The following is a 22100-nucleotide window of genomic DNA, read 5'->3' on the forward strand; positions in this document are numbered from 1 at the left end:
CCCGGTGGACTATTCCCTCATGAGCGACAAAGGGGATCCCTCCGCCTCTCCTGCGGCCACCGCCGGTAAATTCGCGCCGAACCAGACGCTGACGCTGGCCGCCATGCTGTTCGCCGTCTCGATGACGTTCATCGACCAGACGATCGTGGCCATCGCGGCGCCGGACATCATCCATGAGCTCGGCCTCTCCGCGTCCGGGATGCAGTGGGTGGTCAACGCCTATCTGCTGGCCCTGGCGGCGTTCTTCGCGCTCGGCGGGCGGCTCTCGGACATCTTCGGACACCGGCGGATTATGGTGATCGGCACGCTGGTCTTCGCCATCGCATCGGCGCTGTGCGGTGCGGTTCCCAAGGGCGGGGGCGCCGAGACCTGGCTGATTGCCTTCCGGGCGGTCCAGGGGCTGGGGGCGGCGCTGATGTTCCCCGCGGCGCTCGCCGTGGTGGTCGCGGTCTTCCCGGTGGAGCGGCGGGGACGCGCCCTGGCGCTGTTCTTCGGGCTGTCCGGCGCCCTGACGTGCGTCGGCCCGCTGCTGGGCGGCTGGCTCACCGACTGGACGTGGCGGGCGATCTTCTGGGTCAACGTACCCGTCGCCGTCATCGCCCTGGTCCTGACGGCCAGGGCCCGTATCCCCCGTAACGCGACCCGTGAGCCGCTCGATGTGCCGGGCGCGGTGCTCGTGGCCGTGGGGATGGGGCTCAGTGTCTTCGGGCTCCAGCAGGCTTCCGCCTGGGGCTGGGACAGCGCCGCCACCTGGCTCTGCATCGTGGGCGGCCTGCTGGTCCTGCTGGTGTTCGGCGCGCTGGAACTCCGCACCGGGCACCCGCTCATCAGGCTCCGGGTGTTCCGGGACCGGGCCTTCACCGTCGATGTCGTGGTGCTGTTCTTCGCGATGATCGCGTTCGTCCCGGTCTTCTTCTTCGCCTCGGTGTACGCGCAGGTGTCGCTGAGCGCGTCACCGAACCAGGCGGCCCTCTTCCTGCTGTATTTCTTCATCGGGTTCGCCATCGCCTCCCAGTGGGGCGGGCGCATCCTGGACCGGCGCGGCGCCCGCCCGGCCCTGAAACTGGGCTGCGCGCTGGGCGCCGTCGGATTCGCCCTGTGGGCGCACCGGATGACGGACCTGTCGATGCACGACCAGTGGCCCTATGCGGCCCTGGCGGGGGCGGGTATCGGATTCCTGCTCGCCCCGGCGTCCACGGACGCGGTGAACCGCGCGATCGACGCGTCGTACGGGGAGGTCACCGGGATCACGCAGACGGTGCGCTACTACGCGGCGAGCGTGGGCCTCGCGGTGTTCGGCACGGTCCTCACCCATGTCACCACCGACCGGGTCGCCGACACCCTCCGCGCCAGAGGCCTGCCGGACCGGACCGCGAAGAGCACGGCGCACAGCATCGCCGAGGCCGTCACCGGGCAGGGCGATGCGAGCGGGCCGACGGGCAGCGGCCCGGTCGCGACCGCGACCCGGCACGCGATGGGGGCGATCCGGCTGGACTTCGCCGAGGCGAACCGGGCGGTCTTCTACGGGATGGCCGGCGCGCTCGCCATCGCCTTCATCTGCTCGTACTTCCATCCGGGCACCCGGGTGACGGCGGAACCGCGGACGCCGCAGAGCCCGCAGACGCCGCAGGCGCCGCAGAGCCCGCAAGGGACCGGGGACGACGTGCGGGTGTGAGGGACCGCGGGCCGGCCGACTCCGTCCGCACCGCGGACCGGGGCGCCGCACCGCGGCCGGGTCCGCCGGGTCCGCCGGGTCCGCCCTGCGGTGGCAGCCCCCGCATCAGCACCCCGTACCCGAGCGCCGCCACCGTGCCCAGCACCGCGCACGTCCCCCACAGCCACTCCGCCCCGAACCGATCGATGATCACCCCGGACATCAGCGGGGCGACCAGCGCCGCCACCGCCCAGGACATCGTGTACATCCCCTGGTAGCGGCCCCGGCCGTGGACGGGGGAGAGGCGGACCACCAGCCCGGTCTGGGTGGGGGCGTTGACGATTTCGGCGAGGGTCCAGACGCAGACCGTCAGCGCGTACAGCCCCACCGAACCGGCGAACGCGGTGAGCCCGAACCCGTACCCGGCCACCACCGACGAGATGACCAGCAGGCGGCGCGGGTCGCGGTGCTCGATGAACCGGGTCACCGGGATCTGGAGCACCACGATCAGTACGCCGTTGACCGCGACGGCCATGCCGTAGTCGGCGCTGCTGAAACCGTCCTTGCCCATCGCCACCGGCAGCCCCACCGATGCCTGCTGGAAGATCAGCGCGACCACGAACGACAGCCCGACGACGCTCATGAACCGGCCGTCGCGCAGAACCGTCCCCAGCCGGACCGCCGATTCGGTCGCCTGCTCCACGGCCGTACGCACCGGACGGGACTCGGGCAGCTTGAGGAAGACCAGCACCGCGCAGACCAGGGTCAGGGCCGCCTCGCCCAGGAAGCCCGCGAGATAGCTGTACTGCGCGACGAAACCCGCGCCCGCCGACGAGACCGCGAACCCCAGGTTGATCGCCCAGTAATTGAGGGAGAAGGCGCGCACCCGGTCCTCGGGCTTCACGATGTCGGCCATCATCGCCTGCACGGCCGGACGCGAGGCGTTCGATGCCATGCCGACCAGGAAGGCGACACCGGCGATGGCCACCGGGTCCCGCATGAAGCCGAGCAGCGCCACCGAGAACGCCGTCGAGACCTGCGCGACCAGCAGCGTGGGCCGCCGGCCGAGCCGGTCGGTCATGACACCGGAGCCGAGCGAGGACACGACACCGCCGAGGCCGTGGAGGGAGGCGACCAGACCCGCGTACGAGGCCGAGTACCCGCGGTCCAGCGTCAGATAGAGCGCCATGAAGGTGGCGACGAACGCACCGAGCCGGTTGATCAGAGTGCTGGTCCACAGCCACCAGAACGCCCGGGGCAGCCCCGAGACGCTCTCCCGTGCGGCGCGTCTGACCCCGGTGAGACCGGCTGCGGACATCGTGTATTCCCCCTGGCTGAACTGGACGTGGACGTGAGCGCCGCACGGTTCGGATGTAAGCGGTGCTGTATATCCACGGACATTACGTTCGGCCTGTTCCGGCCTGCCACTCAATTGACGGAGGGCGTCAATCAGCGGCCGTCCTGCCGTCGATTAGGCTCGGGGTCATGGCCGACGCACCGTACAAGCTGATCCTCCTCCGCCACGGCGAGAGCGAATGGAACGCTACGAATCAGTTCACCGGTTGGGTGGACGTCAACCTGACGCAGAAGGGCGAGAAGGAGGCGGTCCGCGGCGGTGAGCTGCTCACGGACGCCGGCCTGCTCCCCGATGTCGTGCACACCTCGCTCCAGAAGCGCGCCATCCGCACCGCCCAGCTCTCGCTGGAGGCGGCGGACCGCCACTGGATCCCCGTGCACCGCTCCTGGCGGCTGAACGAGCGGCACTACGGCGCGCTCCAGGGCAAGGACAAGGCGCAGACGCTCGCCGAGTTCGGCGAGGAGCAGTTCATGCTGTGGCGCCGTTCGTACGACACCCCGCCGCCGGTCCTGGAGGACGGCGCGCCGTACTCGCAGAGCGGCGACGCGCGGTACGCGACGATCCCGCCGGAGCTGCGCCCGCGCACCGAGTGCCTGAAGGACGTCGTCGTCCGGATGCTGCCGTACTGGTACGACGGCATCGTCCCGGACCTGCTCGCCGGCCGCACGGTCCTGGTCGCCGCACACGGCAACTCGCTGCGCGCGCTGGTCAAGCACCTCGACGGCATCTCGGACGCGGACATCGCGGGCCTGAACATCCCGACGGGCATCCCCCTCGCGTACGAGCTGGACGCCGACTTCAAGCCCGTCAACCCCGGCGGCACGTACCTGGACCCGGACGCGGCTGCCGCGGCCATCGAGGCCGTCAAGAACCAGGGCAAGAAGAAGTAAGAGTAGCGATCACGCCCCTGGCCTGCGCTCCTGGCGCAGGCCAGGGGCTCTCGTTTGCTCTGAGCCCGCTGGGGCCCTCAGCGCGGCGGTTCGTCCGGCCGCAGAGCCTTGCCGGGAGGGAGGCGGTTAGGGGAGAACTCCCTGCCCCCCGGCGCCTCCCTCAGCGCGGAACCGGGCCGAGCGAGGCATTTCAGAGGGGAGCCGCGACCCCCTCTACCGGGGGCTTGCAGCAAACTGCTTACTTCTTCTTGCCCTGGGTCTGGGGGACCCGGCCTGGGAGACGACCTGACGGCGGTCACCGTGAACGCGGAATTGGGTGAACACGTCCAGCATGCTGCCCGGCCCCGGCCCCGGCCCCGGCCCCGGCCCGGCCCCGGCCCGGCCCCAGCCCCGGCCCGGCCCGGCCCGGCCCGGCCCGGCCCGGCCCGGCATCGGCTGAAAACGGGAATCTGACAGCCTCCTGACACTCTCTCCGTACCCTCCACCCCATGCGCTACCTCCCAAGCCCGTTCCGTCGGTCAACCCTCCGTCCGCGGCGCATCACCGCGGCGGCAACCGTAGGGATGTCTCTGCCGGCCGCGGCCCCTGCCCACGCGGCGGAACGCCCCGCGGCAGGCCAGGTTGCCATCGTGGGAACCGTGGTCGGCGACAACACACAGGGCGGGTTTCTCGACACCGCGGGCGCGTCCTGCGTCACCTCCTCCCACGACGGCTGCCTCCGCTACCTCGTCGGTCCGCAGTTCGGTTCGGCGATCACCAAGCCGTTGTACGACCGGGCTCAGCGGGCCTGAGTGGCGCCCCAGTCCCCCTCCGGAAGGGGTGATACGTCGAGCCGCGCGGGCAATCGCCCACCGCTCATTCCCGCCGACTGCCTCGGCGCATCGAAAGCCATCGAAATTCTCGACATCTACCTTCCACATTGGTTAGGCGAATATGAAACTTGGACGCACAGCGCGTGCGAAGTTGCTGCTGCTTGCCGCGCCCGTAACAGCCTGTGCTGTTTGGTTCACCTCGACAGAGGCGTTCGCTGCCGCCGGTGGGTCCAGTACTCAGCCTGCGCGGCAGGGGGTGAGCGAGGTGCACTACAACCTGGGCGACGAGGCCTTCCCGCCGCCCAAGTCTCTCGGATACGTGGGCAACAACGAGCTGGACGGGGCTGTTTACTACCCCGACGACATATCCTCCGGCACCCACCCTCTGATCATGATCGAGCATGGATTCTGGGACACCTGCGCCGACGCCGACGCCTCCACGTCACTCACCGCGGCGCAAGCCGCGCTGGCGAAGGACGAGCAGAGCGGTGACACGGCCGACGCGGCAAAGCAGGAGGCGATCATCAAGGCCGCCTCGGACCGGCTGTCGGCCTGGCCGTGCGCATCTGGGGTGCGGCAGATCCCCAGCTATCTCGGATACGACTACCTGGGCCGTGATCTGGCAAGCCGGGGGTTCGTCGTTGTCTCCATCGGGGCGAACGGCATCAACTCGACGTCTCCCGGCCAGGCCGACACGGTGTATCAGGAGCGCGCGGCACTGATCAACGCCCAGTTGCGCATGTGGCAGCAGTTGTCGTCAACGGGCGATGGCCCGCTGCGCGGCAGCTTCGTCGACGCCAGGTCCGGACGTCCGTCGCCGGTGAACTTCAAGAACCATGTGGACTTGCAGAACGTGGGGCTGATGGGGCATTCCATGGGCGGCGGCGGAGTGATGCAGGAGATCGCCGACAGCAGCCGTGGCACATGGCCCAAAGGCGTGTCCATCAAGGCCGCGTTCGCTCTCGCACCCACCGCAACCTGGGACGTCGATCCCATCACCAAGACATCGTTTGCGGTGATGTGGGGCACGTGCGACCAGGTGAACACCGGGGAGTACTTCAACTGGAACAAGGACGACAACAGCGCACCGATAGCCCAGTACACGGTGCACGGCGGTGTCCACGACTTCTACAACAAGCAGTGGTCACCCAGCAGCGGCCAGGTCAGCGCACATGACGACGCCGTTCCCGGGAGCAAGCCAGGCACCTGCAAGTCCCAGTTCCCCGGCGCCACCGCCCCCCAAACCGATCAGAAGGAACTCCCGGAGCAGCGGCAGCGCCTGATCACCAAGGATTACGTGAGCGCCTATTTCGCCGACCACTTGCTCGGCCGGACGCAGTACGAGCCTTACCTGACGGGCGAGAAGTCGTTCCCCGGTACGGGCGGTGCCGTCAGCACCCAGTTCGACGGGGGCAACAACTGAGCACTTTCCCACCGGGTTGACGGTCGGGTGAGAGTGAAGGGGAGCCCCGACGCTCTTGAGCCTGAGGGCCCCACACCCACACCCACACCCACACCCACACCCACACCCACACCCACACCCACACCCACACCCACACCCACACCCACACCCCAGCGCCCAGCAGAAAGCCCCCCGCCCCACGGAGACTCCGCAGGCAGGGGGCTTTTTTGCTGCACTGTGCCGTCCATGGGCCGTCAGGTGCTCGATCGAGCCGTGCCAGACCCCGAGAACGGACAGCACCCAGCTGCCGGCACCCAGTCGGGCAGGGCCGGTCTTCGGTATCAGGGGCCCACGCGCCGCCGCCCGAGCCGGTTCTGTGGGCCGTCTGCGGCAATGTGGCCCGTGCCCGCTCGCGCCTGCTGCCAGGCCCACACACCACGCTGAACACTTGGCCTGGTCACACCGCAGAGACGTGCCTGAGCGACATCGAGGGGAACGACCGATGGACAGGGCCGGACGGCCGGATCGTAGAACGCTGCTTGTCGGCGGGCTCATGGGCGCCACCGTCGCGCTTGCGGGCTGCTCGTCGACGAGGACCGCCGCGTCGACGACCGGCGCTTCGCCGGAAGCTCGGCCCACCACACCGGCCGCGGCATTCGCGAGGCTGATGGAAGGCAACAAGCGCTGGGTGAGCGGAGACCTCCAGCACCCCGACCGGGATCCGAACCGGCGTCAGCTCGTGGCTCAGGAGCAGGAGCCGTTTGGGTCGATCCTCTCGTGTATCGACTCCCGAGTGCCGCCCGAGCTCCTCTTCGATACCGGCCTGGGTGACCTTTACGTGATGCGCACGGGTGGAGAGGCGGTCGGCCCGGTGGTCACTGGTTCCATCGAGTACGGGCCCATGACGAGTGACACCCCCCTCATCGTGGTCCTCGGGCATCAGCGCTGCGGCGCCATCAAGGCGGCGTACACGTCCCTTCGTGACGGTAAACCACTGCCCGGCAACCTGCAGGCGATCGTCAAGGCCCTGCAACCTGCGTACGAGCAGGCAGTCCGGGAGGGTGGCGCCGACCCGGTCGAGACCATGGCCCGCGCCCAGGTCAGGTTGACCGCGGCCGATCTGCGCTCCAACAAGGACCTGGCCCCACTCGTGGCAAAGGGCGCCCTGGCCGTGGTCGGCGCCTATTACTCGCTCGACACCGGCAAGGTGAAGGTCCTGGCCGGCGCACCCTCCTGACCGGTCGGACGAGTCGAACGGGAGCTACGGGCGCTATCAGCGCGGTGAGGAGTGGCCGGACTGCTCCCCGTAGCGCTCCGAAACAGCTGACAGTCGGCTCCAGTTCGGCGGCGCGGCCAGCCCTGGCGGCCCTTGTTCAACTGCTTCCGGTGCTGGGCCGCCTCCCCAGTGGTGACTCTCATTTCCAGTCGGCTCTATCGGCGGCTGTGTCGTTGGCCGGGATCGGCCTTCAGCCGCAGCCGGACGCCCCGTGCCCCAGGCGTGCGCCGTTCCCACCAGTTCCCCACGCCGGGCGCCCGGTTCCCGCCGCGCAGCGTCGAGGTCGATGAATGACTGGTCCCCCCCCGCCACTGACGACTAGTCAGGCCAGTCAGGGGCAGGGGGCTTTTTTGCTGGGCCGGGCAGGTCACTGTGGCGTCTGGCACCGCCGGGGGAGAGTCACGCTTCCAGGCTTGTGCTCGAACGTCTTCATCACCAGCCACTCGTCCAACTCAGGATCGTAGAGATTCTGGATACCGAATTGCAGTACCTGCCAGAACGTCCCGCGATTACGTTGGTCGACGTAGATGTCGCCGAGCGCGAGCGGGAATCGGAGGAATTTCCCCGGAGGGCGCTGCGGCTGGACGGCGCCGACCCTCCAGTGGTTCACGTACCGCCGCGGGTTCTGCTCCAGGATCTCCCGCCCGACGAACCGCGCGGTGCTGAACACCTGGTTCAACTGGTCCAGATTGACACCTGGAATCTTTGAGCACGAATGATCGTTCAAGCCGGGCCACTTGTAGGTCAGCGTGTAGAGCGTGTTGTGGTAGATCAGATTGGTGAACCAGATGGGATATTGCGGGCCTCCCGCAACCATCTGGCTTTCGCCGTTCCTGCCCTGCCACGTGAACGGCACTGTGATGCCCAGATCCCGGACGACCCACTTTCCCTTTCCCCGGAAATTCCGGGGGAGTTGAGGCGGCTGGGGAGCGGCCCCGACCGTCCCGAGCGACGGTGCGGCCTCGGGCCGCGTGCCGGTGGCGGCCGGTGACGGGGCCGCCGCGACGACGGCGATCGCCCCGGCGACGGCGATGGAGACTGCCGCCCGACGTGTGCGTGTCCAACCCATGGTCTTCCTCAGCTGTCGTGTCGCGCGCCGTCGTGGCAGAGCCCAAACGCCGGACGCACCGGATTCCGAGTGGCGCCGCGCAGGGGCGCGGGGACGCACCGGCCCCCATGGCACTCACGGGGCCGCACCGCGATGGTCCCCCCGGTAGCGCGTGTCACTCCGTGCGGCTGCGCGCGTCACTTGTTCCGCCTACACCGTTCCACCCGCTTGATCTAAGGAGGCCATGCCCAATGGCCGGGCTGAAGCGTCCCTGTGCCGAGAAGCCAGTTGGCGAATTCAGGGCAAGAAGAAGTAATTCCGCTCGGCCGAATCCCTCTGCCTGCGATGTCCTCGCAGGCGGGGAGCTTCATGTGCGATATGCCTCTTTCATGATGAGAGAAGCACTAAAGAAGCCTTTTGCTCGTTCTGTTCCCACTGTCGTGGCGGCCTCCACCACGGCGGCGGCGCTGGCCGGGGTGCTGCTCATGTACGCCTCCGCCGACCGGGCCGGCGCGGCCCCGCCGGGGACGACCAGCGCCGGACTCGTCCAGCTGAACATCTCCGACGTGGGGCCGCTCGACCTCTCGCAGTTCGACGGGACCTACGGAACGGCCGGCTCACCGCCGCTCAACGGAGACGAGGACACCGGCGACTTCTCCGACCCGGACGGGGTGCGCGCCTATTACCAGGACGGCACCCACGCCGTCGTGACCTCGAACACCGACGCCAAGCACTACGCCAAGGTGGATGCCGCCGGAATCGAAGTGAGGCTCCATGGCGCGGACTTCATCTCGACCACCCCCAGCGGCGCGATCGGCTCCCTGAACACCTATGCGGAGTGCACCCCGCCGCCGTTCGGCCCGTACTCCCTCGGCTACGCGCACACGGACGGGCAGCAGATCGCGGTTCTTGGCCACCGGGTCGACATCGGCACTACCGATCTCACGGTCAGCGGGGCCGATCTGAACGAGCCTGACACGTTGGGGGACAGCACGCTGCGCGTGACCTTCACTCAGCACGTCGTACCGGCCGATGAGATCCAGACGCCCGGAGCGTACGAGGCCGAGGCCTGGTTCGACGTGTCGGTGGCGGGGGTGCTGCGCGACCCGGCGGGCGAGGTGGTCTACGACGGGCCGATCGCCGGGGCCCGGCTGGGCGAGGTGCACGCCCGGTGCCATCAGGAGTCCCCGTCGCCGTCGCCTTCCCCGACGGACACGGAGTCGCCCACGCCGTCGCCTTCCCCGACGGATACAGAATCCCCGTCGCCGTCGCCCACGGATACGGAGTCACCGACCCCGTCGCCCTCGCCCACGGACACCGAGTCGCCCTCGCCGTCCCCCACCGACACCGGCTCGCCCACCCCGCCCCCTTCGCCCTCCCCCTCGGACAGCGAGAGTCCGACCCCGCCGCCTTCCCCCACCGCCACCGACGGCACGAGCGGTGGCACGAGCGGCGGTACCGACGGCGGCACGGGTGGTGACACAGGCGGCTCCGACGGTGGAACCAGCGGCGGAACCAATGGCGGCAACACCGGCGGCACCACTGGTGGTGGCGGTGACAGTGACGGCGGCGCGTACGGCGACGGTGGCACCCACGGCGGCGGGCACGGCGGTGCTGGTGGCGAGCTTGCCGACACCGGTGACCAGATCGCCCTGGTGAGCGGTGCCGCCGCCATCCTCACCGCTGTCGGTGGAGTGCTGTTCGTCCGCCGCAGGCGCAGCTAGCAGGGACGTCCCTGAACCGCAGCTACCAGGGACGTCCCTGAACCCCGCGTACGGAGTCAGCCCTGCGTCGCGAAGTCGTGGATGCTGAGCTCGTCGATCTGCCCGGTCCAGCCGGTGTGCCGGACGGCCTGTGCAGGGACGGCCGCTTCACGCCGCCCGGCCGGTCGGCCCAATGACAGTGTTCCCTCGGCGGAGTCCAGGTGATCCGTTGCGATGGTGCTCACCTGGCCGTCGACGGACAGCGAGAGCTGGTTGCCACGTCGCACAAGACGCACCTCCGTCCACTGATGAGGGCGCAGGGGCCGGGGGTTGCACAGCTCCGTACGGCTGAGGCCGGTGCTCAGGCATCGGGAGGCCGGGTCCAGGAACAGCCAGGGCGCGCCGTCCATCTGCTGGAGGATCACCTGCCGTCGCTCGTTCGTCCCGGACAGGCCCGGCCGCAGCCGGCAACTGACCGAGAAGTCGGTCGTGTTCGGGTCGAACGGCGCAGGCAGGTCGACACCGCCCGCCCCGTCGAAGTCCAGGCACCCGCCATCGGTCCCGTCCGCAGTCCAGACCGCGCCGTGGATCGATCCGTCCCGGCCGAAACCGGATGAGTCGACAGCCACGCCGTCGTCGCTCCTGGTGTGGAAACGCCACCATCCGATACGCGCCGGAAGGAACTCCAACGAGACGTCGTCGACGAGGAGGGCCGCGGGGGAAGGCGCCTCGATCAGCAGAGTCGCCCGTTCCAGCTCGCCCGCCCAGGTAAGCCGGCGGGTGCCCGAGAGGAGGCTGTAGCGGTCGGTCCGGGTGTCCGTGACCGGCAAGGGGAAGCGGACGGGTTCCCGGCTGCCCGAGCTTTTTACCTCGACTGTCACGGTGGGCCTGGTCACTACCCCGTCCATGGCCCTGATCCAGGCTCCGAACAGGTACTCGCCCGGACCGCCCCCCAACAACGCGCGGGTGATGTCCTGGGCAGCGCCGACGGGTCCCGTCGCGGAGGTGAGGGAGAGCGCACGGTCTCCCCTGTGTACGGGCCGGCCGACAGGCGCAAGACGCGAGCCCGGGCGGGCGTTCCAGTGCTGGGTGCCCCGTTCGAAGCCGCCGTTCGCTGTGAGCGGCGCGGGCGACGGCCGAACATTTTGCGGGCCGTGGAGAAGGCCCCGCGCGTGGAGAAAGCCGTCCACCTGCCGCATTGTCTCGTAGTAGTAGCGGTTGTAGGTGTCCTGGTAGTTGTAGAAGCCGTGTTGCTGCCCGTCGTAGGAGATCAGGGTGGCGTCGTTGCCGAACGACCGCGCGGCGTTCGTGAAGCGGAGGGAGTCCTCGAATGCGACTGTCGTGTCCCCGGTGCCGTGCATGAGCAGCATGGGTGGCGCGTTCCGGCCCAGGTGGTGGAGTGGCGAGTGCGCCCTGGCCTGCTTGCCGGTGAGGAACAGCGCACGGACGGCGCCGCGGGTGGTGTCGGTGACGGGATTCCACAGCACCAGCGCCGCCGGGAGGTGGGGGTGTGCGCCGACCTGCCGATCGAGCAGAGCTGTAGCCAGCGCGAGTTGGCCGCCGGCTGAGCCGCCTGCGGCCACGATCCTGTCCGGGTGGATCCCCAGAGCGGAGGCGTGCTCGACCACGTAGCCCATCGCGTCCACGGCGTCCTGGGTGGCGTTCACGGGCCCACTGGTGCGGTACTCGACCGAGATCGTCACCATGCCCCGGGCGGCGAAGTACTCTGCCTGCTCCTGTAGTTGTTCCCATTTGCCGAGGAGCCACCCGCCTCCGTGGTAGAGGACGAGGGCGGGAAGGGCGCCGCCTTCCCGGCCCGCCGCGTCTCTCCCGTTCCCTCCGGCTGTCGGCCGCCAGACCTGCAAGTGGAGCCGCTTGGCCAGTACCCGCTTGTAGACCACGGCCTCCGGGCCACTGACGCCGGCGAACGCTCCTGTTCCGAAGGGGTGGCTCGTGGTCGCCGCAAGGGCTTGGGGCCCGGTCGCAGCAACCGCTCCCGCCGCGATCAGCCATGTGAGTACCGCACGTCGGGTGTGCCCCTGGGACACAGGTGTTGGGACGCTCACGTTTCTCTCCAGATCTGTGAGGACGGTTTCAGGTGTCAGCTGCGCGCCAAGTCCGCCTCGCGGGCGGCCACATCACGTACGTAGGGCCGGTACAGGAGGGTGAGGAGGAGGCCGTTGACGGCAACCAGGACGACGCCCACCCACAGCAGCGCGGCCCGCAGGCCCAGCGCCTCCCCGAGCCAGCCGACCAGTAGGGTCATCAGCGCCCACCCCGCCGCCTCGGCGGACAGCATCAGTGCGAAGGCCGCGCTGCGCAGATCCGGTGGTGTGACGGCCATCAGCACCGGCCGGTTGATTCCGGGATTGAAGCCTTGGAACACGCCCATCAGGCCGAAGAAGACAGCGAAGACGGCGAGCGAGGACCAGGCCGGCTGTGTGGCGAGGAAGGCGGAGGCGGCGTAGGCGAGAGTGGCTGCCTGGAGCACGGTGATCCGGCCGGTGCGCGGGAAGCGTCGCCGGACCCGGTCGGTCACGTAGCCGCCGAGAACATTTCCGAGGAAGTAGGCGAGGGCGGCCGGCGGAATCACCAGGGAAGCCTCGGCGTTGCTGAACCCGCCCACGTCCACCAGGAAGACGACGGTGAAGCTCATCATCACCAACTGGCCGTTCAGTATGCGCTGCACCAGCACCATGACGACGCTGCGGATGCGGAGCAGTTCGCCCGCCCGTCGCAAGGTCAAGGGCCGCGTGCGTGCCCTCAGCGCCGTGTCGTCGAGCTCGGAGAGCTGCGGTTCGGCCGCGCCGACGCCGGGGTCGTCGAAGAAGCGCAGGACGAGCACACCAAGGACGATGTTGGACGCACCGGCAGCGAAGAACCCGTACCGCCAGCCGTCCTCGACCTGCGAGAGCTGCCCGAGCAACGGTCCGGCGACCGCCGTGACCAGCGCTATCAACCCGTACATGTATCCGGCGGCGCGACCGCGCGCGGAGTCGTCGAAGAGGTCGGCGAGGATCCCGTTGATGAGCGGGCCGCCGCCGGCGAAGCCCCCGGCGGCGATGGTGAAGAGGATCAGCAGCTGCGAGAAGTTCTGTGCGAGGCCGACCGTGATCGTCCATATTCCCCACAGGCCGGAGCAGAGAGCCAGCACTCGCTTGCGGCTGTAGCGCTGGGCGAGCAGGACCCAGAGAGGCCCGGTGACCACACCCACCAGTTTGGATACGGCCATCAGGATGCTGAGCGCCGACAGCGGCAGGGCCAGCGCGCTGCGCAGGGCGGGGAACATCACCGATACAACGCTCTGCTCGGTGTTGTCCATGCTGTTGGCGGCGCTGAGCAGCGCGAGTTGCCGCCACCGGCGGCCCTGTCCCTGTGCGCCGCCCCTTCCGTCCATGGCCTGTTTCCCGCCTTCGGTGGGCCTGTCCCGAGCCGGGGCGTCCGGTGTGCCGGTGTCCGGTCCCGCTGGCCGGATCGCGTCGTGCGACATGTCGGCGCCTCCTCACGGATCGCATTACTCGTAGGTGGGGCAGCTTGACGCCGTAGCCGATGTACCGGCCGGGCCCCTCCATCCAGCGGCGGAGGTCGTAGCCCGAGAAGCGGCCGACCGCGAGCAGCCGAGAATGTCCTGACCGAGTTGCATGGCGGCTCACTATATTCGCAGGTATATACGAGGGGTGCCGCTTAGAGTGCGACCGGTGCTGGTCGGCTGTCAAGGTCAAGCGCAGCGGAACCCGGTGTTGCCACCCGATGTGTCGGCATCATTCGCGGTGCGGGGCGCCACTCGGCAGCGAGTGCAGTACGAGCGGTCGCCGGACCGACCAGCACGCTTACCGGGGGTGATCCCGGTACGCCCGGCAGTGGTGTGATGAGGAAAGGGGTCGGTGTACGGGGATGCTCGGTGCGCCGGGGCGCACGGCGGGCGGGCGGGACCCGCCATCGGTGCCGGACGAGTGCCGGGGTTCTGCTCGCGCGGAGCCGACGAGAGCGATGCTATGTGCGAGCGTACATAACCTCGGGGAAGTGGTACGACGAGATCATCCACACTCCGCTTTTCGTGCGGGACCCGTGCAGCCCGGACACGTGCGGCGAGCGGAAGCGCCGAACTGTCACGGTCCCACGAACCCGGGCGTCACTGACCGGCCGGGCACGTCTGCGCAAGCGGCGAGGGCCCCGTCCGCTCCACCAGAAGTGGTGGCGGGACGGGGCCCTCGCAGTCGTACGGAAGAACGGCCCGCGTCAGTGGCAGCCACTGCACTGGCACGGAGCACCGGACTGGCAACCACAGCCGCAGCCCGGACCGCAGCCGCAGGCGCCGAGAACGCGCAGATGGTGCACTTCGACGGGGGCTTGCTGCTGGGGGTCGGTGACGGGGGAATCGGCCATGATTTCCTCCTGCTCGGCATGCGAGGACGTACTGCCTCCGGCCATCCCATACCCACCCCGGTGGGGCGCATCAACGGCGCATACGCGCAAGCGCGCCGTTCACGCCCCCTCGACCTGCGCCGGAGCGGACTGAATCTCGTCGGCGTGCTCGCCCGTCACCAGATAGACCACGCGCTTGGCCACCGACACCGCGTGGTCGGCGAACCGCTCGTAGTAGCGGCCGAGGAGCGTCACGTCGACCGCCGTCTCGATGCCGTGCTTCCACCGGTCGTCCATCAGGTGCTGGAAGAGCGTCCGGTGCAGCAGGTCCATCTCGTCGTCGTCCGTCTCCAGCTGGAGCGCCAGGTCGACGTCCATCGTGATGATGACCTCCGCCGCCTTCGCCATCAGCCGCTGCGCGAGCTGCCCCATTTCCAGGATCGTGGCGTGCAGATCGTGCGGAACGGCCCGGTCCGGGTAACGGAGCCGGGTGAGCTTCGCGACGTGCTGGGCCAGGTCGCCCGAGCGCTCCAGGTCGGCGCTCATCCGCAGCGAGGTGACCACGATGCGCAGATCGGTGGCGACGGGCTGCTGCCTGGCCAGCAGGGCGATGGCCCGTGCTTCGAGGTCGTGCTGGAGGTCGTCGACCTTCTGATCGGCGGCGATCACGCTCTCGGCGAGCTTCAGATCGGCGTCCAGCATGGCGGTCGTGGCCCGGCCGATCGCCGAACCGACGAGCCGGGCCATCTCGACCAGGCCCTCGCCGATCGAGTCCAGTTCCTCGTGGTACGCGTCCCGCATGGGAGTCCCTCTCTTGTACGGCTGATCTTGTGCGGCAGGTCTTGTGCGCGCAGGTCTTGTGCGCGCAGGTCTGTGCGGCAGGTCTTGTGCGGCCGGTCGTGTACGGCTGATCTTGTGCTGCCGGTCCTGTCGCGGTCGGCCTTGTCGCAACCGGCACAGCGGCACGGCCCGGAGGTGCCCGACAGGTGTCCACCTCCACGCTTCCACGGTCGGTGCGCCACGCGTCCGTTTCCGTCATCCCAAGTGAACCGGCCCTATCCCCTCGGTGAACTCTGGGCGACGAACGTTCGAGCGGGCACCCGTATGGCTGGGGATGTGTCGGTGGAGCCGCATAACCTGGACACATGGACGTGAACGCGGCGGTCGCCGCAGCAAGCGCGATCGCCGGGCTGTGCACCGGCGTCATCGGCGTGCTGGCGTTCCGCTGGAGCGAGCGCGAGCTGGCACGCCCCACCCGGACCTCCCTGCACACCGGCGACGTGCTGCCGCCCGGCGTGGACACCGTCCTCTCCGTGCTCAGCTCCTCGGCCGTGGTGCTCGACGAGAGCGACTCGGTGGTCAAAGCCAGCTCGGCTGCGTACGCCCTGGGCCTGGTCAGGGGCGGGAAGCTGGCCGTCGAGCCCATGCTGCACATGGCCCGGGACACCCGGCGCGACGGGGAGATACGACAGGTCGAGCTCGACCTTCCCCGCCGGGGCACCGGCCGTGGCGAGGCACTCGCGGTCTCGGCCCGGGTGGCACCGCTCGGCTCCCGACTGGTGCTGCTGCTGGTCGAGGACCTCACGGAGGCCCGGCGTATCGAAGCCGTACGACGAGACTTCGTCGCCAACGTCAGCCATGAGCTGAAGACCCCGGTCGGAGCGCTCTCGCTGCTCTCCGAGGCGGTCACGGGAGCGTCGGACGACCCGGAGGCGGTCACCCGTTTCGCGGGCCGGATGCAGATAGAGGCGACCCGGCTCACCAATCTGGTCCAGGAGCTCATCGATCTCTCCCGGGTCCAGAACGACGACCCGCTCGAAGACGCCGAGCCGGTCCGGGTCGACGTCCTGGTCGCCGAGGCCATCGACCGCTGCCGCCACCAGGCGGGCACCAAGCAGATCACCATGGCGGCCGGCGGCACGGCCGACCTCCACGTCTGGGGCAACCGCTCCCAGCTCGCCGCCGCGCTGGGAAACCTTGTGGAGAACGCGGTGAACTACTCACCGGCCCGCACCCGGGTCGGTATCGCCGCCCGCCGCACCTCCGCCCCCGGCGGAGGGGGCACCTCCCAGGCTTTCGGCTCTGGGGGACTCATCGAGATCGCCGTCACCGACCAGGGGCTCGGTATCACCGAGAAGGACCGCGAGCGGATCTTCGAGCGCTTCTACCGTGTCGACCCGGCCCGCTCGCGCGCCACCGGTGGCACGGGGCTGGGCCTCGCCATCGTCAAACATGTGGCCGCCTCGCACGGCGGGGAGGTCACGGTGTGGAGCTCGGAGGGCCAGGGCTCCACCTTCACCCTGCGGCTGCCGGAAGCCGGTTCCGTACGCAATCGCCGCGGCCGCACGGATCCGGCGGCCGACCCCGCACAGCACCACACCGGCTACGCCGAGCCCGCAGATCCCACTGACGCTGTCGACGATGACGACGACCAGCCCTTCGCGAACTTCCTGTCCTCTGAACCAATTCCTGCCCCGGAGGTCCTTCCGTGACCCGAGTGCTTGTCGTCGAGGATGAGGAATCCTTCAGCGACGCCCTGTCCTACATGCTCCGCAAGGAAGGCTTCGAGGTCGCCATCGCGGCCACGGGCCCCGACGGCCTCGACGAATTCGAGCGCAACGGCGCCGACCTCGTACTGCTCGACCTGATGCTGCCGGGACTGCCCGGCACCGAGGTGTGCCGCCAGCTGCGCGGCCGCTCCAACGTCCCGGTGATCATGGTGACCGCCAAGGACAGCGAGATCGACAAGGTGGTCGGCCTGGAAATAGGAGCAGACGACTACGTCACCAAGCCCTTCTCCTCACGGGAGCTCGTCGCCCGTATCCGCGCGGTGCTGCGCCGCCGCGGTGAGCCCGAGGAGGTCTCCCCGGCGGCACTGGAGGCCGGACCGGTCCGGATGGACGTGGACCGCCATGTCGTGACGGTCTCCGGCGCCAAGGTCGACCTGCCGCTCAAGGAGTTCGACCTGCTGGAGATGCTGCTCAGGAACGCGGGCCGGGTGCTGACCCGGATGCAGCTGATCGACCGGGTCTGGGGCGCGGACTACGTCGGGGACACCAAGACCCTCGACGTCCACGTGAAGCGGCTGCGCGCCAAGATCGAGCCTGACCCGGGCGCCCCCCGGTATCTGGTGACGGTCCGGGGGCTGGGCTACAAGTTCGAGCCGTAAGCCGCGAGTACGACGCGCGCGAGTCGCGGTACGACCCGCGCGCGAGCCGCGTACGAAAAGGAGGTGCCCCCGCCGGAATCGGACTTCCGGCGGGGGCACCCCCGTATGCGCTCTGCTGCGCTCTACGCGCTGTCTGCGCTCGGTGCGCTCGGCGCGCCCGTGCGGTTCAGCTGCTCGGCGAGCCCGTGACGGAACCGGCCGGCGTCTTGTTGGCGCCCGGCGTGGTCTTGCCGCCCGGAGTCGCCTTGCCCGAAGCGCCCGGGGTGGCCTTGCCCGACGCGCCCGGCGTGGACTTGCCCGAGGCCGGTACCGAAGGAGAGGGCGTCACGGGCAGGCTGCTCGGGCCGAAGCCGTGGAAGTAGCTGGTGGCCGGGACGACGAGCGCGGCCAGCGCCACCCGACCGGTCTCGCTGAACTGGAAGACCAGGTTCTGCGTGGAGCCGTCGGCGGCTGCGGCGCGGCCGTCGGCGAGCACGGCGGCGGCGTTGTTCTTGCCGCCGATGGTGATCGAACCGTGCGCGGGCACCGAGATCGGACCCTTGCCCGTGGCCGGGGTGAGCTTCACGGCGGAGCTGGAGCCCGCGAGCTTGACGTCCTGGAGCGTCTGGTTCGTGTCGCCGTTGTTGAAGAGGGTCGCCGAGATGACGGCGGGGCCCTTGACTGTGGCCTTCGGCTGGGTGATCACCGTCGCGTTCTGGACCTTGATGACACCGACCGACGTAGCGGCGTTGTCCGGCTTGACCTCGATCGTCGCCGCGTTGTTGCCCGCGCCACAGGCGGACAGGGCGGCGATCGAGACCACGATGGCAGAAGCGGCGAGGACGCCGCGTCGAAGGCTGCTGCTCACGGCGGCGGCTTCTCCTAGGACGTACGGACAGGACGGACAGGGGGCGGGAGGGGGGTAAAGCCTCCCTAAGGGTGTGTCAGCGGCCTCAGGTTACCGAGCCGTGCTCACGGCCCCGCACCCGACCCGCCCCGCGGCCGGTACCGGTACCTGAGGGGTGCCCGGGGGCCGTCCGATCTCGTGGCGCCGTACGCATCGCTTCGTACGCCGTTCACATATCGCGAGTGATCAATTCTCTCTGCCGCTCTCCACCGCCACGTATTCCTTACGGAAAACCCTCTTCCGGCGCACAGTGATCAATTCCCGAATGCGGCCGTATGGGTGATCGACATCCGAACTGGGGTCGCGAAGTTCACCGTTTCGAATGCCGCAAATCGGGACGTTAGCCGCCTGTGGGAAGCCTTCGGAACCGTGTGGCGCCTGCGTTTCTCTCCGTACGCACAGCCGCTCCGACCTGCGAATACCGCCCCGGGGGGGCCGTCCGCAGCACGTTCGTGTTGCTGTTGTCAAGCCCTGAGATATGCCCTGACCTGCGAAAACGTCATTCAGAACAAGCGGTTCTCGTGTTAGACTGGATAGCCACGGAAGGGGTACCTGTCACATGACGTTCAAGGTTGGCGACACCGTGGTCTATCCCCATCACGGGGCCGCGCTGATCGAGGCTATCGAAACTCGCCAGATCAAAGGCGTGGACAAGACCTACTTGGTGCTCAAGGTCGCTCAGGGCGACTTGACTGTTCGTGTGCCGGCGGACAATGCGGAGTTCGTAGGCGTGCGTGACGTGGTTGGTCAGGAAGGGCTGGACCGGGTCTTCGAGGTGCTTCGTGCACCGTATGCCGAAGAGCCCACGAACTGGTCCCGTCGCTACAAGGCGAATCTTGAGAAACTCGCCTCCGGCGACGTCATCAAGGTGGCCGAAGTAGTCCGTGACCTGTGGCGTCGTGAGCGTGAGCGCGGACTTTCCGCTGGTGAGAAGCGCATGCTCGCCAAGGCCCGCCAGATCCTGGTGAGTGAGCTCGCTCTCGCGGAGAACACCAACGAAGACAAGGCCGAGGCTCTGCTCGACGAGGTTCTCGCGTCCTGAACCGCTTGACCCGTTTCATCTGCTCGACGCTTTGAATGCCGTGGTGCCCGCTGACCACATGGACTGTCCGTATGGATCAGTCGCCATGTGTCGCCGGGCGCTACGGCATGCTGTTTTCTCCCACAGCTCTTCCCGGTCTTTCGCGTTCTATCCCGGGCTCTATCCCCGTTTTTCCGCCACGGCCTCATGTGTCTCACATGATCCCTGCCGGCGGGGCCGAGTCTGCTGTGCGTCTGTTTTTCATGGAGCGATGCTGCGTGAGCGGTACCTTGACCGGTACGTGGTGTGCCGGGCCCGGGATGCCGACTCGACCAGTCGTCACGGAAGGGGCCGGTCAGGGCGTCGCGCCCGGCACTCCCCCAACCTACGGTCGGGGGCACCCCCAGGCCATACCCATGTCGGCTGAGGACACAAACCCTGAACGCGCAACCGATGTCAGACGAGCCCGGGACCCCGTCCCGTACCGGCTCCACCGCCGGATCCCCTGCCGCCGCTGCGGCCGGATCCAGCCACACCACCGCCGCGGTGATTCCCGCCGCCGGCCGCGGTGTCCGGCTCGGCCCCGGAGCCCCCAAGGCGCTCCGCACCCTCAACGGGACCCCCATGCTGGTCCACGCCGTACGGGCGATGGCCGGATCACGTGCCGTCTCGCTCGTGGTCGTCGTGGCCCCGCCGGACGGTGCCGCCGAGGTCGAGGCCCTGCTGGCCGAGCACTCCTGGCCGCCGGGCACCGAGCTCCTGGTCGTACCCGGCGGTGACACCCGTCAGGAGTCCGTCCGGCTCGGGATCGGCGTACTCCCCGAGAGCGTCACCGCGGTGCTGGTGCACGACGCGGCCCGCCCGCTCGTGCCCGTCGACACCGTGGACGCGGTGATCGCCGCAGTACGGAACGGTGCCCCCGCGGTCGTCCCCGCCCTGCCGCTGGCCGACACCGTCAAACAGGTCGAGCCGCAGAGCGGCGGAGGCCCCGAGCCGGTCGTCGCCACTCCGGAACGGGCTCTGCTGCGCGCCGTGCAGACCCCGCAGGGCTTCGACCGTGCGCTGCTCGCCCGCGCGCACGCCACGGTCACCCATGACGTCACCGACGACGCGAGCATGGTCGAGCAGCTCGGGGTGCGGGTCGTGGTGGTGCCGGGACACGAAGAGGCGTTCAAGGTGACCAGGCCGCTGGACCTGGTCCTGGCCGAGGCGGTTCTCGCCCGCAGGAGGATCAACGATGGCTTCTGAGCATGATGAGCATGAGCAGTCCGATGACGAGCGGTCCGAGTACGAGCAGTCCGCGCACCGGCAGTCCGGGCGTGCACAGCCTGTGGACGAGCAGCCCGTGCGGCCGTCCGTGCCGGTGATGCCGCAGGTCGGTATCGGGACCGACATCCACGCCTTCGAGGAGGGCCGCGAACTCTGGTGCGCCGGGCTCCGCTGGGAGGGCGAGGGCCCCGGGCTCGCCGGGCACTCCGATGCGGACGTCGTCGCCCATGCCGCCTGCAACGCGCTCTTCTCGGCCGCCGGGATCGGCGACCTCGGCGCCCACTTCGGCACCGGCCGCCCCGAGTGGTCCGGGGCCTCCGGGCTCACCCTGCTCACCGAGGCCGCCAGGATCGTCCGCGCCGAGGGGTTCGCCATCGGCAACGTGGCCGTCCAGGTGGTCGGCAGCCGGCCGAAGATCGGCAAGCGCAGGGACGAGGCGCAACGGGTCCTCTCGGGCGCTGTCGGCGCACCCGTCTCGGTCTCCGCGGCCACCAGCGACGGGCTCGGCTTCACCGGCCGGGGCGAAGGGCTGGCGGCCATCGCGACGGCCCTGGTGGTACGTACGTAACGACGGCCCTGGTGGTGCGTACGTAACGACCGTCCTGGTGGTGCGTACGTAACGACCGGCCCTGGTCCGTGGATCCGCGCGGCGCGGGCGGGAAGCCGGGACAGGGCCGCGCTGTTTGGGGTAGGGATGGGGGCGCAAGCTCTTCCGCACGCCCTCTTCCGCACCCTGTTCAGCGAACCGGAGGCCAAGCCCGTGTCTGCCGTACTCAGCGACAAGCTCAAGGAACTCCTCGACAGCCCCGTCTTCGTCAACATCGCCACCATCCAGCCCGACGGCAGCCCCCAGGTGAGCCCGGTCTGGGTGAAGCGGGACGGTGACGATGTCCTGATCTCGACCACGGTCGACCGCCGCAAGGAGAAGAATCTCCGCCGCGACCCCCGGGTCACGGTGCTGGTGCAGCCCGCCGACGCCCCCTACTCGTACGCCGAGATCCGGGGCACCGCGACGCTCACCACCGAAGGCGGCCAGGACCTGATCGACGAGCTGTCGCTGAAGTACCAGGGCAAGCCGTACGCCGAGTTCAACCCGGACTCCGCCAACGACGCCCCTCGGGTCGTCGTCAGGATCACCCCGCGCAAGGTCGTCGGCCGCATCTGACGCCCGGGTCCCGGGGGAGAAGGGCCTGATTCCCGGGGAAGTGCCCGCCCGAGCGCCCGTTCAGCGGCTGTTCACCGGCTGCC

17 protein-coding genes and 1 pseudogene are annotated in these 22100 nt (G+C 69.2%); 12 read left to right on the plus strand and 6 right to left on the minus strand.

Going from position 1 to position 22100, the window contains the following annotated elements:
- Positions 1-19 precede the first annotated feature (19 nt).
- A pseudogene (locus tag OG385_RS17255) lies at positions 20-1597 on the plus strand (MFS transporter); the annotation flags it as partial.
- Here the strand turns inward: OG385_RS17255 and OG385_RS17260 are convergent.
- Entirely contained in the window at positions 1554-2972 is a 1419-nt protein-coding gene (locus OG385_RS17260; protein ID WP_266855535.1) for an MFS transporter, read from the minus strand. The pseudogene OG385_RS17255 and the gene OG385_RS17260 sit on opposite strands and share 44 nt — an antisense overlap.
- A gap of 167 nt (positions 2973-3139) precedes the next feature.
- Between OG385_RS17260 and OG385_RS17265 the strand changes: the two genes are divergently transcribed.
- The 4 genes from OG385_RS17265 to OG385_RS17280 all read left to right on the plus strand — a co-directional run bounded on the left by OG385_RS17265 (position 3140) and on the right by OG385_RS17280 (position 7352).
- Positions 3140-3901 (plus strand): phosphoglyceromutase, encoded by a 762-nt coding sequence (locus tag OG385_RS17265; protein WP_266855536.1) that lies wholly within the window; start codon positions 3140-3142, stop codon positions 3899-3901.
- A 629-nt stretch (positions 3902-4530) separates the two neighbouring features.
- A complete protein-coding gene (locus tag OG385_RS17270; RefSeq protein ID WP_266855537.1) occupies positions 4531-4692 on the plus strand; it encodes a hypothetical protein in 162 nt (53 codons plus the stop codon).
- Positions 4693-4969: 277 nt separating this feature from the next.
- Positions 4970-6136 (plus strand): alpha/beta hydrolase, encoded by a 1167-nt coding sequence (locus tag OG385_RS17275; protein ID WP_266855538.1) that lies wholly within the window; start codon positions 4970-4972, stop codon positions 6134-6136.
- A 532-nt stretch (positions 6137-6668) separates the two neighbouring features.
- Complete coding sequence (locus tag OG385_RS17280) at positions 6669-7352, plus strand: carbonic anhydrase (RefSeq protein WP_266855539.1); 684 nt, start codon at positions 6669-6671, stop codon at positions 7350-7352.
- Positions 7353-7758: 406 nt separating this feature from the next.
- Here the strand turns inward: OG385_RS17280 and OG385_RS17285 are convergent, their stop codons facing one another.
- Positions 7759-8460, minus strand: coding sequence for a hypothetical protein (locus OG385_RS17285; RefSeq protein ID WP_266855540.1), 702 nt, complete (start codon positions 8458-8460; stop codon positions 7759-7761).
- Between the two features lie 419 nt (positions 8461-8879).
- Between OG385_RS17285 and OG385_RS17290 the strand changes: the two genes are divergently transcribed.
- Positions 8880-10163, plus strand: a complete 1284-nt coding sequence (locus tag OG385_RS17290) for an LPXTG cell wall anchor domain-containing protein (RefSeq protein WP_266855541.1) — start codon at positions 8880-8882, stop codon at positions 10161-10163.
- A gap of 56 nt (positions 10164-10219) precedes the next feature.
- On the opposite strand, the gene OG385_RS17295 is transcribed toward OG385_RS17290, so the two are convergent.
- The 3 genes from OG385_RS17295 to phoU all read right to left on the minus strand — a co-directional run bounded on the left by OG385_RS17295 (position 10220) and on the right by phoU (position 15308).
- On the minus strand, positions 10220-12208 hold the full coding sequence (locus OG385_RS17295) for an alpha/beta hydrolase fold domain-containing protein (RefSeq protein ID WP_266855542.1): 1989 nt from the start codon (positions 12206-12208) through the stop codon (positions 10220-10222).
- A gap of 35 nt (positions 12209-12243) precedes the next feature.
- Complete coding sequence (locus tag OG385_RS17300) at positions 12244-13632, minus strand: MFS transporter (RefSeq protein ID WP_266855543.1); 1389 nt, start codon at positions 13630-13632, stop codon at positions 12244-12246.
- Positions 13633-14627: 995 nt separating this feature from the next.
- Positions 14628-15308 carry a phosphate signaling complex protein PhoU gene (gene phoU, locus OG385_RS17305; protein ID WP_164259765.1) on the minus strand — a complete coding sequence of 227 codons (681 nt, stop codon included), beginning with the start codon at positions 15306-15308 and terminating at the stop codon, positions 14628-14630.
- A 344-nt stretch (positions 15309-15652) separates the two neighbouring features.
- Here phoU and OG385_RS17310 point away from each other — a divergent pair, with 344 nt between their 5' ends.
- Together OG385_RS17310 and OG385_RS17315 are read left to right on the plus strand one after the other, a co-directional pair.
- Complete coding sequence (locus tag OG385_RS17310) at positions 15653-16999, plus strand: cell wall metabolism sensor histidine kinase WalK (protein WP_266855544.1); 1347 nt, start codon at positions 15653-15655, stop codon at positions 16997-16999.
- The gene (locus OG385_RS17315) at positions 16996-17676 is read left to right on the plus strand and encodes a response regulator transcription factor (RefSeq protein ID WP_102918029.1); all 681 of its coding nucleotides are present in this window, start codon (positions 16996-16998) and stop codon (positions 17674-17676) included. Before OG385_RS17310 ends, OG385_RS17315 begins: the two co-directional genes overlap by 4 nt.
- 166 nt (positions 17677-17842) lie before the next feature.
- Here OG385_RS17315 and OG385_RS17320 read toward each other — a convergent pair whose 3' ends face one another.
- Complete coding sequence (locus OG385_RS17320; RefSeq protein ID WP_266855545.1) at positions 17843-18523, minus strand: DUF461 domain-containing protein; 681 nt, start codon at positions 18521-18523, stop codon at positions 17843-17845.
- A gap of 598 nt (positions 18524-19121) precedes the next feature.
- Here OG385_RS17320 and OG385_RS17325 point away from each other — a divergent pair.
- The 4 genes from OG385_RS17325 (at position 19122) to OG385_RS17340 (ending at position 22017) form a co-directional block, all read left to right on the plus strand.
- Entirely contained in the window at positions 19122-19604 is a 483-nt protein-coding gene (locus OG385_RS17325) for a CarD family transcriptional regulator (protein WP_006380568.1), read from the plus strand.
- Between the two features lie 432 nt (positions 19605-20036).
- Positions 20037-20831: a 2-C-methyl-D-erythritol 4-phosphate cytidylyltransferase gene (gene ispD, locus OG385_RS17330; RefSeq protein ID WP_266855546.1), complete on the plus strand. Its 795-nt coding sequence runs from the start codon at positions 20037-20039 to the stop codon at positions 20829-20831.
- Positions 20832-20949: 118 nt separating this feature from the next.
- A complete protein-coding gene (gene ispF, locus OG385_RS17335; protein WP_266860937.1) occupies positions 20950-21420 on the plus strand; it encodes a 2-C-methyl-D-erythritol 2,4-cyclodiphosphate synthase in 471 nt (156 codons plus the stop codon).
- 192 nt (positions 21421-21612) lie between these two features.
- Positions 21613-22017: a PPOX class F420-dependent oxidoreductase gene (locus tag OG385_RS17340; protein ID WP_266860939.1), complete on the plus strand. Its 405-nt coding sequence runs from the start codon at positions 21613-21615 to the stop codon at positions 22015-22017.
- Positions 22018-22100: the final 83 nt, after the last annotated feature.

The sequence above is a fragment of the Streptomyces sp. NBC_01306 genome, assembly GCF_026340465.1.
Taxonomy (GTDB): domain Bacteria; phylum Actinomycetota; class Actinomycetes; order Streptomycetales; family Streptomycetaceae; genus Streptomyces.